Raw genomic sequence first — 11,875 nt, forward strand, 5'->3', positions numbered from 1 at the left:
CTCCGGGAGGTCAGGGCCCAGGCCTCGGCCGTAAAGCTTCACTGTTCTTTATCACGATAGGTTGAAGCTTGACTTTGCCCCTTGCGGAAGAGAGGGCGACCTCTCATATTTCCGATGTCGCCGGGAAATTCCGGCGGCCGAAGGCTGACTTCCCAGCCTTTCGAGGGAACATCGACGGGACACCGTGAGAAAGGGCTCCGATGCAACCGTATGAGCAAAACCAATACGCCACTGGCACCGGCTTTGCCCGGACGGCCGCACAGGTCGACCAAGGCCTGCGCGCCTTCATGCTCGGCGTCTACAACAACATGATCCTGGGCCTTGCCATCTCGGCCCTGGTCGCACTTGGCATCAACATGCTCGCGACGACGAGCGATCCATCGATGGCCGCGGCCCAGATGGGCAGCATCTATCTGACGTCGTTCGGCCGCGTGCTGTATGGCTCGCCGCTCAAGTGGGTGGTGGCGCTGGCGCCTCTGGCCTTCATCTTCCTGTTCTCGTTCCGCATGGACCGGATGTCGGCCTCGGCCGCGCGCGGCACCTTCTTCGCCTTCGCGGCGGTGATGGGCGCTTCGCTCTCGACGCTGCTCATCGTGTTCACCGGCGCGAGCGTCGTGCAGGTGTTCTTCATCACGGCGGCGTCCTTCGGCGCGCTGTCCCTGTGGGGATACACCACCGGCCGTAGCCTCTCCGGCATGGGCTCCTTCCTGCTCATGGGCCTTGTCGGACTGCTGCTGGCTTCACTCGTCAACATCGGCATGGTCGCGTTCGGCTATGTGGTGCCTGCGTTCCAGATGATCATCTCGATCCTCGGCGTGCTGATCTTCGCGGGCCTTACCGCCTACGACACGCAGAAGCTCAAGGAGATGTATCTCTACGGCAACTACGACGGCGAGGCGGCCGCGAAGGCGTCGGTCTTCGGCGCGCTGCAGCTCTACCTGGACTTCATCAACATGTTCCAGTTCCTGCTGGCGCTGCTGGGTAACCGCAACAACTAAGCGCACCGGAACGAACACGCATGGCAAGCCCCGGCCCTGAGCCGGGGCTTTTTCATGTCCGGACCTCGGGACGGCTGCGCAGGTCGGTCGTCATCCCGCAGGCCAGGTAGCCGAAGCAGGCGCTGGCGAGGGCCGCAATCGCGCAGACCGACGCCACGGCGCCAAAGCCGCCGATTGTGGCGCGCGCATAAAGGTCCGGAGCCATCGCGTCCGGGAGGGGGGCGCCGAAGGTCGCTCCGGCGAACGTCGCGACGAGGTCCGGCTGCGCGGATGCGCCTGCCCACTGGAACCCGAGGGTCGCCACGGTGCCGAGGCCCGCGACCGCCACGAGCCCGGCCACCCGCGACACCGCGTTGTTGATGCCGGAGGCGACCCCGATCCGATCGTCCGGGACGGCATTCATCACCGTGGTCGAAAGCGGCGCGACCGTGATCCCCATGCCCAGCCCCATCAGCGCCATGACCGGAACGATGGCGAGCCAGTAGCTCCCGCTCGCCGCCGCCGGCGCGAGCAGCGCGAAGCTCAGGCCTGTGATCAGCGGACCGATCGTCAACAGCATCCGGACGCCGAAACGATCGGCGAGAACGCCGCCGACCTGGGACAGGGAAGCCATGATGAGGGTGAAGGGCAGGAACACGGATCCTGCTTCCGTAGCGGAATAGCCGTGCGCCTCGATCAACGTGGTGGGAAGGAAGAACAGGGCGCCGCTCAGGGCGAAGTAGAGGAGCAGGGTCAGGGCATTCACGCCGGCGAAGGCGCGGACGCGGAACAGGTCCAGGGGCATCATCGGCGTGGCCGCGTGCGCCTCGTGAAGCACAAAGGCAGCCAGCAGGACGATTCCCGCGAGCGTCGCCAGAATGGCGATCCCGTGCACTGTTCCGACCTCGCCGAGGGCGGTGAGACCAAAGGCCAGGGCCCCGAGGCCGGCGACCGCGAGCAGCGCACCCCACCCGTCCATGGCGGCGTTTAGCCCCGTCCGGCTCTCGGGAACACGGGTCGAGCAGAGCCAGAGCGCGAGCGCGGCAAGGGGAAGATTGATCCAGAAGATCGCCTGCCATGGTCCGATATCGATCAGCCAACCTCCGAGAATGGGTCCGAGCGCGGCGGCGATGCCGGAGGCCGCGGCCCAGGTGCCGATGGCCCTGCCGCGTTCGTTCTGCGGGAAGTTGGCACTGATCAGGGCCAGCGAGCCCGGGACCAGCAGGGCTCCGCCAATGCCCTGGACGGCCCGGGCCAGGATCAGCGCGTTGGCTGATCCGGACAGGCCGCAGGCCAGGGAAGCCGATCCGAAGACCGCGATCCCGGTCATGAAGACACGCTTCAGGCCATAGGCGTCGCCCGCCGCTCCTCCGATGAGCAGGAAGGCCGAGAGGGTCAGCGCATAAGCGTTCGTCACCCACTGCATTTCGGCGAGGGAGGCATGAAGGCTCACGCGCATCTGCGGCATGGCGACGGTGACGATCGCGCCGTCGGCGAACACCATGCTGGAGGCCAGGATCGCCGTCCACACGACGAAGGGTTTCGCCGCCACTCTGTCGTCGTCCGGTCCCGGTCGTGCCACGCCAAATCGCCCCATTCGAGGCCATGGTAGCGCCGAATGCGGCTGAAGGCACAAGCGTTCACCCGCCCCAGCCATCGTCCTGCGGAAAGACAAGAAAGGATTCCCCGCTCGTCGTGAAATGCTTTAGGAGACGGCCATGACCATTCATGTCCGCCCTTCCGTCGAATCCGATCTTGCCGCCGTCACCGCCATCTATGACCACGCGGTGACGTACGGCACCGCCTCGTTCGAGCTCTCGGCTCCGGACGAGGCGGAGATGGCCCGCCGCCGCACCGCCCTTCTCGATGGCGGCTATCCCTATTTTGTGGCGGAGCGGGAAGGGGAGATCCTCGGCTATGCCTATGCAGGGCCCTACCGGCCGCGCCCGGCCTATCGCTCGACGGTGGAGGATTCGATCTATGTCGCTCCGTCCGCCCATCGCCTCGGCGTCGGGCGTAGGCTCCTCTCGCGCCTGATCGAGGAATGCGAAGCCCGTGACTTCCGGCTCATGGTCGCCGTGATCGGCGACGCGGAATCACACGGATCCATCGGGCTGCACAGGAGCCTGGGATTCGAGCATGTCGGGACCTTCGAGGGGATCGGCTACAAGCATGGACGCTGGCTCGACAGCGTGCTGATGCAGCGGCGCCTTGGGCGCGGCACGGCCGAGCCGCCGACCCGGCCGGTTCCCTGAGATCGATCCGATGCTGCGGACGTTGGGCGCATCCCGAGCCGGACTTTGGCACAATCCGGACTTCCTGAAGGTCTGGGCGGCGCAAAGCCTGTCCGCGGTCGGCGCACGCTTCACGCGCGAGGGCCTTCCGATCATCGCGGCCCTGCTGCTCGATGCGTCGGCCATGGATCTCGGCCTCCTCGTGGCGCTGAGCGCGCTGCCGGGGGTGGTGCTCAGCCCCTTCGTCGGGGCCTGGATCGACCGCGTGCGCCGCCGCCGGGTCCTGATCCTGGCAGACCTCGTCCGCGCCGCGGCGCTGGCAATCCTTCCGGCCATGGCCTGGCTCGATGCGATCACGATCGGTCAGGTCATGGGCGTGGCAACCGTAGTCGCCCTGTTCTCCATGGTGTTCCAGACAGCCGACAACGCCTATCTGCCGACGGTGGTGGAGGAGGACCGGCTGCTCGAGGCCAATGCGAAGCTCGCCACCTCCGATGCCGTAGCCGAGATCGCCGGGCCCGCCCTCGCAGGCATCACGATCCAGCTTCTGACGGCGCCGTTCGCGATCCTGATCGACGCCATGTCCTATCTCTGGTCCGCCGCGCTGCTCGCCTCGATCCGGCGGGTCGAGCCGCCTCGCGCGTCGGGCGAGGGAGCGCCGGACCTCTGGCGGGAGACGATGGAGGGCCTTCGCTTCGTCTTCGCCCATCCCGTGCTTCGCCCTCTGACCCTTTGCCTGGCGAGTGTCACGTTCTTCCTGTCGTTCTTCGCACCGCTCTACGTGCTCTACGCGGTGCGCGAACTCGGCATTGCGCCAGGAATGCTCGGCTTCATCATCGCGCTTGGCGGCATCAGCGCCCTGGTCGGCGCGCGCTATGCGGAAATTGCCGGGCGACGCATTCAAGCCCGCCCGCTTCTGCTCGGGATGCTTTTGGCCTATGGCGTCGTTCTCGCCTTCATCCCCATGGCCGGCGGGCCGCCCTGGATGACGATCGGGCTGCTCTGCATCCCGCAGATTCTTGGCGATGGGCTATCTGTCGTCTTTTTCACCAACATCACCACGCTCCGTCAGAAGGAGACTCCTGAGGCGCTGCGGGGGCGGGAGGGCGGAACGGTCCATCTCCTGACAGGTGGCCTGGGCCTCGTCGCGGCCCTGATCGCAGGCGCTGCAGCGGATTCAATCGGCATCAGGCCCGTGCTCTGGGTCGCGATCGTCGGCGTCCTGGCCTCGAGCCTGTGGCTTCTCGCACTGCCGCAGGAGAGGAGCCGCTAGGGCCGTTCAAGCGTCCGGCCAATCAGGAAACGACCTTCAGCGGCTTGTCGAGGATGCGCAGGACCGCCGGAAGCTCGTGGCCGCGCTTGAGGATCAGGCCCGACGGCGCCATGACCGAGTAGGCACCCTGCTTGCGGGCCAGCTTGGGGTTCTTCTCGATCCGGTAGAGCGGCATCTCGGAGGTGCGTCGGAAAACGGAGAAGACGGCCCTGTCCTGAAGGAAGTCGAGCGCATAGTCGCGCCACTCGCCTTCCGCGACCTTGCGGCCGTAGAGGTTGAGGATGCATTGCAACTCGAGGCGGTCGAACGATACCCTTCTATGGGCGGCGGGAAACGGCAGCACATGGCCCGAATGGGAGGCCAGGCTGCCGCGAAGCGGCTCTGCGAGGTCACCTTCGCTCATAGATCCTCCGGCGAATGAACAATCATTAGCCAGATGATGGGTCTCCCCGGCGGGCGGCGCAACCCCGATCCTGGCGGTTCCTTAGAGGGTCCTAATCTTATTTTCGCCATATTCGCGCCGCGCCGCAGCCCTGATGGCGAATGATAACTGGGCCGTTGCCTCGACGGCCCGGTCTGTCGGTTTCCCTGGACACGTCAGCCCCCCAGCCCCCGGGGTCATCGGTGGGCCGGGCCACATTACCCATCGAGCGCAAAAAGCCGCCTGTTCAAGGCGGCTTTCTTTTTGTCTGCGGACGGAACGCGGGGTGGTCCGTTTCCCGGTGCATCGCGCGGACCCAAGAGGGCCAAGCGAGAGAAAAGGGAATCTCGGTGTCCGCACAAGCGATGCGCCGCTATGGGGAGGCGCATCGATCGACCCCGGAAGTGAAGTCCGCTCCCGGGTCCGATGCCTACCGGAAGCCCTCCAGCACGACCTTGCCCCGCGCCTTGCCGCTCTCGATGAAGGCATGCGCGCGCCTGAGGTTGTCCGCGTTGATGGGCCCGAAGGTCTCGGCCAGCGTCGTGCGGATCGTCCCTTGGTCCACCAGCCGAGAGACCTCGTTCAGGATCTCATGCTGGCGCTCCATGTCCGCTGTCTGGAAGACGGAACGGGTGAACATGGATTCCCAGTGCAGGGAGACGCTCTTGCGCTTGAGCAGGGTTACGTCGACCCGTTCGGGATCGTCGATCAGCCCGAGCCGGCCCTGCGGCGCGATCAGCTCCGCGAGGGCTGGGAAATGGGCATCCGTATGCGTGATCGAGAACACGAAGGCGGTGGGGGCTCCAAGCCCGATTTCCCGTACCTGATCGACAAGGGAGGCCCGGTGGTCGATCACATGGTGCGCCCCCAGTTCACGACACCAGGCCTGTGTCTCTGGGCGGGAGGCGGTGGCGATCACGGTCAGATCGGTGAGATGGCGTGCCAGCTGGATCGCCATGGACCCGACGCCCCCCGCCGCCCCGACCACGAGGAGGGCAGGGGCGGCGCCCGGGACAGGCTTGCGGATGTCGATGCGGTCGAACAGGCTTTCCCAGGCGGTCAGCGACGTCAGTGGCAGGGCGGCGGCCTGGGCGAAATCGAGCGTCCTCGGCTTCCTGCCGACGATCCGCTCATCGACGATGTGAAACTCGGAATTGGTGCCGGGACGGGCGAGGGAGCCCGCATAGAACACTTCGTCTCCCGGCTTGAACAGGCTTGCCTGCGAGCCCGCCTCCCGGACAATCCCGGCCGCATCGAAGCCGAGGATTCTCGCCGACCCCGGCTCCGGCGCCACCTTGGAGCGGACCTTCACGTCGACGGGATTGACCGAGACGGCCTTGACCTCGACCAGCAGGTCGCGCCCCCGCGCTTCCGGCTTCGGCAGGTCGATCTCGATGAGGGACGATTCGTCTGCGATGGGAAGCGGGTTACGATAGGCGACGGCGCGCATGATGGATCTCCTGACCAAGGTTGATTTCCGGCCTTGTGCAAGCGAAGTTGAGGCATACGCGTTACTGGCGCAAGAACGCACATTCAGCGCACATAGTGTCGAAAAGGATACTGTCATGGCCCGTCCGCCCCGCAAGGACATCCCCGGCGCCGGCTGCTCCGTGGAGGGCACGCTCAACCTGATCGACGGCAAGTGGAAGATCGTGATCCTGTACAAGCTCCTGCGCGGCACCCTGCGTTTCAACGAGATCCGCCGTCTGATCCCGGCCGTCACCCAGCGGATGCTCACCACCCAGCTGCGCGAGCTCGAGGCCGACGGGCTCGTCACGCGGACGGTGTACGCCCAGGTGCCGCCGCGGGTGGACTATTCCCTGTCGGAACTCGGCCGCAGCCTCGAGCCGGTGCTCATGGCCATGAAGGCCTGGGGCGATGCGAATCTGAATCTTTCGTCTTCACCGGCCGAAGCGGCTTAAAATGTCGCGAAATTAATCACGTTGCCTGTTGCGTGTGCAGAATTGCAGGCTTTAGTTGCTTGTCCTGTCTGACTGTGGCAACGCTCCGGCGACGACCATCAGCGAGGATGCGGGCATGAAGCTGGAACCTTCCACCAGTGGACGCGACCTGACGGCGCAAGCCGTCGCCGTGCTCGAGTCCGGGCATGCGGGCGTACCCCCCACCTTCCTCCATGTCCTGTTCGGCCGCGTGCCTTCCGAGGACCTCGCATCCTATTCGCCGCAGGCGCTGGCCGAACTGGCCACCGAAGCCTATGAGCATCTCAAGGCTCCCCGGCCGGAGACAGGGGCAGATATCCGCCTGATCGACCTCGAAATCGAGCGCGAGGGCCGCCGCCGCGACGTGACGATCCTCGAAGTCGTCAATGACAACATGCCGTTCCTGCTCGATTCGACCCTGTCCGAGCTCGTGGACGAGGGCTACGAGCCTCTCCTCGTCGCCCATCCCATCCTGGCGGTGGAGCGTGACCGGAGCGGAGCGCTCGTGCGCCTCCTCGGGGAGGCGACCGCCCACACCCAGATCGGCGTCAAACGGGAAAGCTTCATCCATATCCATTTGCCGCGCATCGACGACGCCGAGGCGCGCGATCGCCTGACCGAGGCCATGCGACGGGTCTACAAGGATGTGGCGCTCGCGGTGCAGGATTGGCCGAGCATGCGCGCCCGTGTCACGGAACTCGTCCAGAACTACCGCCTTCATCCGCCGCCGCTGCCGGATGACGAGGCGAAGGAGGCCGTCGCCTTCCTGGACTGGATCGCTCAGGACAATTTCACGTTCCTCGGCCTGCGCGAGTATCGCCTGCCGCTCGGCGACACGGCCGCAGACCCGGTGGAAGGGACCGGCCTCGGATTGCTGCGCGATCCGTCCGTGAAAGTTCTGCGCCGTGGCCGCGAACTCGTGGCCATGACCCCCGAAATCCGCGCCTTCCTGGATCTTCCGAAGGCGCTCATCATCACCAAGGCGAACGTCAAGTCGCGCGTCCATCGCCGGGCTCATCTCGACTATATCGGCGTCAAGCTGTTCGATGGCGAAGGCCGCCTTCAGGGCGAGTTGCGCATCGTCGGCCTCTTCACCGCCAGCGCCTACACGAACACCACCGGCGAGGTGCCGTACCTGCGCCACAAGGTGGCGAAGATCGTCGCCCGCGCCGGCTTCGATCCATCGAGCTATTCCGGCCGTTCGCTGCTCAACGTCCTCGAGAACTATCCCCGCGACGAACTCTTCCAGATCGACGAGGACACGCTCTATCACTTCGCTCTCGACATCATGAGCCTGTCCGAGCGGCCGCGGATCCGCGCGCTTGCGCGGCCCGACGAGTTCGACCGCTTCGTGTCCGTGCTCGTGTTCGTGCCGAAGGACCGCTACGACACCGATGCGCGCCGCCGGATCGGCGAGTTTCTGGCCGGCATCTACGAGGGTCGCGTGTCCGCCTCGTATCCGGCCTATCCAGAGGGTCCGCTGGCGCGCACCCACTACATCATCGGCCGCGACGAGGGCGAGACGCCCAAGGTCTCCCGCGAGACGCTGGAATCCGGCATCGCGGGGATCGTGCGCACCTGGAGCGATGCGCTCCGCATCCAGCTCGACGACACCCTGGGCGGCGCCCGCGCCCGCGCCCTCGGCGCCCGTTACGCGCACGCCTTCAGTGCTGCCTATCGCGAAGCCTTCGGCGCCGAGCAGGCCATCGTTGACATCGGCATCCTCGAGCAGCTCTCGGAGGCTCGCCCCCGCGCAGTCGATCTCTACCGCCGGGAAGGCGACGACGAGACGCGCGTCCACCTCAAGGTGTTTTCGCGCGGCACCGCGCTGCCGCTCTCCGAGCGCGTGCCGCTTCTGGAAAATCTCGGCTTCCGCGTCGTGAACGAGCGAACCTATCGTGTTCTCTCTTCCGGCGTGTCGGGCATGGATCGGGTCTGGCTCCACGACATGACGCTGGAGCGTGCCTCCGGCGGGGCGATTGCCATCGACGAGATCCAGGAGCTCATCGAAGCTGCCTTGCTCGCCCTGTTCCGCGGACTTGCCGAGTCGGACGCGTTCAACCGGCTGGTTCTCGAGGCGGGCCTTGGCTGGCGGGATGTCGCCATGGTCCGGGCGCTCGGCCGCTATCTGCGCCAGATCCGCATTCCCTATGCCCAGGACTATCTCGCCGAAACGCTGACGCGCCACAGCGCGATCGCGATCAAACTCGTCGAGCTGTTCTACGCGCGGTTCGATCCCCGGATCGAGGATGCCGAGGAACGCTCCGCCAACGAAACGGCACTGCGCGCAGAGATCGAGGGTCTCCTGCGGAATGTGACGAGTCTCGACGACGACCGCATCCTGCGCCGCTTCATCAACCTCATCGAGGCCGCGGTCCGCACCAATTTCTTCCAGCTCGAAGGCAACGGCCTGCCGCGCCAGACCATTGCGTTCAAATTCGAATGCGCGAAAGTCGACGGCCTCCCGCTGCCGAAGCCCCTCTACGAGATCTTCGTCTATTCGCCGCGGGTCGAAGGTGTCCATCTGCGATTCGGCAAGGTGGCGCGCGGGGGCCTGCGCTGGTCGGACCGGCCGCAGGATTTCCGCACCGAGGTGCTCGGCCTCGTCAAAGCGCAGCAGGTCAAGAACGCGGTCATCGTGCCGGTCGGCGCCAAGGGCGGATTCGTGCCCAAGCACCTGCCTCCGGCAAGCGACCGCCAGGCCTGGCTCGCAGAAGGCACGGAAAGCTACCGCATCTTCGTGCGCACGCTCCTGCAGCTCACCGACAACATCGAGGGCGACCAGGTGGTGCCCCCGGGCGAGACGGTGCGGCACGACGGGGACGATCCCTATCTCGTGGTCGCGGCGGACAAGGGCACAGCGACCTTCTCAGACACGGCGAATGCACTCTCCGCCGAGAAGCACCACTGGCTCGGCGATGCCTTCGCCTCGGGCGGCAGCCACGGCTACGACCACAAGAAGATGGGCATCACCGCGCGCGGCGCCTGGGAGGCGGTAAAGCGCCATTTCCGCGAGATCGACGTCGATATCCAGTCCGAGCCGGTCACGGTCGTCGGCGTCGGCGACATGTCGGGCGACGTGTTCGGCAACGGCATGCTGCTGTCGCGCGCCATCAAACTGGTGGCCGCCTTCGATCACCGTGACATCTTCCTCGATCCGAACCCGGATCCGGAGGCTTCCTTCAAGGAACGCGAGCGCCTGTTCAATCTGCCCCGCTCCAGCTGGCAGGATTACGACAAGAGCCTGATCTCGAAGGGCGGCGGCATCTTCCCGCGCAGCGCGAAATCGATTCCGCTATCGGACGAGATCCGCGCCGTGCTCGGGATCGACAAGGCGGAGGCCGCTCCGACCGAGGTGATGAGCGCGATCCTCAAGGCGCAGGTCGGCCTGCTCTGGTTCGGCGGCATCGGCACCTATATCCGCGCGTCATCGGAGACCGACGAGCAGGTGGGCGACCGTGCCAACGATTCCATCCGCATCACGGGCGCCGATGTGCGTGCGCAGGTGATCGGCGAAGGCGCCAATCTCGGCATGACCCAGCGCGGCCGCATCGAGGCCGCGCGTGCCGGGATCCGTCTCAACACGGATGCGATCGACAATTCCGCGGGCGTCAACACCTCCGACGTGGAGGTCAACATCAAGATCGCGCTCGCCGTTCCGGAACGCGAAGGAAAGCTGAGTTTCGACGCGCGCAACGCGCTTCTGGTCGACATGACGGACGAAGTCGCCAGGCTCGTGCTGCGGAACAACTACCTGCAGACCCTGGCGCTGTCGCTCTCGGAGCGACGCAGCCTCGCCGATATCGGGTTCGCGCGGCGACTCATGCACATGCTCGAGGCGCAGGGGCGTCTCGACCGCAACGTCGAATATCTTCCCGACGATGCTGCGCTGGCGGAACGCGCCCGGAGGGGCGAGGGTCTGACGCGCCCTGAAATCGCGGTGCTCCTCGCCTATGCCAAGCTCTCGCTCCATGACGAGCTTCTCGAGAGCGCGGTGCCGGACGATCCTTATCTTGCCAAGGAACTGGAGCGCTATTTCCCGGAAGAGATGCGCGAGGGCTTCCCCGAAGCCATCGCCGGCCACCGGCTGCGGCGCGAGATCATCGCGACCCAGCTCGCCAATGCCATCATCAATCGCGGCGGACCGACCATGGTTGCGCGCCTCGTCGATCAGACCGGCGCCGATGCCCCGACGATTGCGGCGGCCTACGCGGCAACGCGGGATTCTTTCGGCCTCGCCGAACTCAATGTCGCCATCGACACGCTGGACGGCGTCGTGCCCGGCGCCCTGCAGCTCCGGCTCTATGGCGAATTGCAGGAACTCCTCATGAACCGGATCGTCTGGTTCATCCGGAACGTCGACTTCACGAGTACGACCCTCGACGCCGCGATCGGCACCTACGCATCCGGCATCGCGGATGTGGAGCGCGGGCTTCGGGAGACCCTGTCGCAGGATGCGCTGGAATCCTGGGAGGCGCGCACGAAGGCGCTGGCGGAGCAGGGAACGCCGGAGGACCTGGCGCGGCGGCTCGCGGCCCTTCCCGATCTGGTCGCTGCGCCGGACATCGTCCTGACTGCCCAGAAGACCGGCAAGCCGGTGCTCGACATCGCTCGCACGCATTTCGCCCTCGAAGGAATCTTCCGCCTCGGTTCGCTCATCGGAGCGGCGCAGGAGATCAACGTGAGCGATTACTTCGATCGCCTTGCGCTCGACCGGGCCATCGACAGCATCGCCTCGGCGCATCGCAATCTCACGGCCGAGGTGGCCGCGCAGGACAGCTCCGGAGCCGAGGCGGTCCAGGCCTGGAGCGAGAAGCGGGGTGCGGATGTCAACCGGATCCGCTCCGCCGTCGACAGCATTGTCCAGTCGGGACTGACCCTCTCGAAGGTGACGGTGGCCGCAAGCCTTCTCGGCGACCTGGCCCGCGTTTGAAAGCAGCGCGAAGCCGGGGCGAGGGCGATGTGCCCGGAGCGTTGCACCTGAACGGGGCTTCCCGTCCGGGAATCCCTCCGATGCCTGCATCCTCGCG

At 66.0% G+C, this 11,875-nt stretch carries 8 protein-coding genes; 5 read left to right on the forward strand and 3 right to left on the reverse strand.

What is annotated here, in order from left to right; genetic code table 11:
- The first annotated feature begins 200 nt into the window (after positions 1–200).
- Positions 201–998 (forward strand): Bax inhibitor-1/YccA family protein, encoded by a 798-nt coding sequence (locus AC522E_RS21160; RefSeq protein WP_500748193.1) that lies wholly within the window; start codon positions 201–203, stop codon positions 996–998.
- Positions 999–1,050: 52 nt separating this feature from the next.
- On the opposite strand, the gene AC522E_RS21165 is transcribed toward AC522E_RS21160, so the two are convergent.
- Positions 1,051–2,559 carry an MFS transporter gene (locus AC522E_RS21165; protein WP_500748194.1) on the reverse strand — a complete coding sequence of 503 codons (1,509 nt, stop codon included), beginning with the start codon at positions 2,557–2,559 and terminating at the stop codon, positions 1,051–1,053.
- Positions 2,560–2,695: 136 nt separating this feature from the next.
- On the opposite strand from AC522E_RS21165, the gene AC522E_RS21170 reads away from it, so the two are divergent.
- Both AC522E_RS21170 and AC522E_RS21175 read left to right on the forward strand, forming a co-directional pair.
- Positions 2,696–3,232, forward strand: a complete 537-nt coding sequence (locus tag AC522E_RS21170) for a GNAT family N-acetyltransferase (RefSeq protein ID WP_500748195.1) — start codon at positions 2,696–2,698, stop codon at positions 3,230–3,232.
- A 10-nt stretch (positions 3,233–3,242) separates the two neighbouring features.
- Positions 3,243–4,484 carry an MFS transporter gene (locus AC522E_RS21175; protein WP_500748196.1) on the forward strand — a complete coding sequence of 414 codons (1,242 nt, stop codon included), beginning with the start codon at positions 3,243–3,245 and terminating at the stop codon, positions 4,482–4,484.
- A gap of 22 nt (positions 4,485–4,506) precedes the next feature.
- Here the strand turns inward: AC522E_RS21175 and AC522E_RS21180 are convergent, their stop codons facing one another.
- On the reverse strand, positions 4,507–4,887 hold the full coding sequence (locus AC522E_RS21180; protein ID WP_500748197.1) for a DUF2794 domain-containing protein: 381 nt from the start codon (positions 4,885–4,887) through the stop codon (positions 4,507–4,509).
- A gap of 448 nt (positions 4,888–5,335) precedes the next feature.
- Positions 5,336–6,355: a zinc-binding alcohol dehydrogenase family protein gene (locus tag AC522E_RS21185; RefSeq protein WP_500748198.1), complete on the reverse strand. Its 1,020-nt coding sequence runs from the start codon at positions 6,353–6,355 to the stop codon at positions 5,336–5,338.
- Positions 6,356–6,470: 115 nt separating this feature from the next.
- Here AC522E_RS21185 and AC522E_RS21190 point away from each other — a divergent pair, with 115 nt between their 5' ends.
- Together AC522E_RS21190 and AC522E_RS21195 are read left to right on the forward strand one after the other, a co-directional pair.
- Positions 6,471–6,827 (forward strand): winged helix-turn-helix transcriptional regulator, encoded by a 357-nt coding sequence (locus tag AC522E_RS21190; RefSeq protein WP_500748199.1) that lies wholly within the window; start codon positions 6,471–6,473, stop codon positions 6,825–6,827.
- A gap of 115 nt (positions 6,828–6,942) precedes the next feature.
- Positions 6,943–11,778 carry an NAD-glutamate dehydrogenase gene (locus AC522E_RS21195; RefSeq protein WP_500748200.1) on the forward strand — a complete coding sequence of 1,612 codons (4,836 nt, stop codon included), beginning with the start codon at positions 6,943–6,945 and terminating at the stop codon, positions 11,776–11,778.
- Positions 11,779–11,875 lie beyond the last annotated feature (97 nt).

It is taken from the genome of Microvirga sp. BF8, assembly GCF_059888585.1.

Coding starts and splice junctions, on each gene's coding strand:
- AC522E_RS21175 (WP_500748196.1), top strand. CDS start 3,243: ATGCTGCGGACGTTGGGCGCATCCCGAGCCGGACTTTGGCACAATCCG.
- AC522E_RS21185 (WP_500748198.1), bottom strand. CDS start 6,355: ATGCGCGCCGTCGCCTATCGTAACCCGCTTCCCATCGCAGACGAATCG.
- AC522E_RS21195 (WP_500748200.1), top strand. CDS start 6,943: ATGAAGCTGGAACCTTCCACCAGTGGACGCGACCTGACGGCGCAAGCC.
- AC522E_RS21180 (WP_500748197.1), bottom strand. CDS start 4,887: ATGAGCGAAGGTGACCTCGCAGAGCCGCTTCGCGGCAGCCTGGCCTCC.
- AC522E_RS21170 (WP_500748195.1), top strand. CDS start 2,696: ATGACCATTCATGTCCGCCCTTCCGTCGAATCCGATCTTGCCGCCGTC.
- AC522E_RS21190 (WP_500748199.1), top strand. CDS start 6,471: ATGGCCCGTCCGCCCCGCAAGGACATCCCCGGCGCCGGCTGCTCCGTG.
- AC522E_RS21160 (WP_500748193.1), top strand. CDS start 201: ATGCAACCGTATGAGCAAAACCAATACGCCACTGGCACCGGCTTTGCC.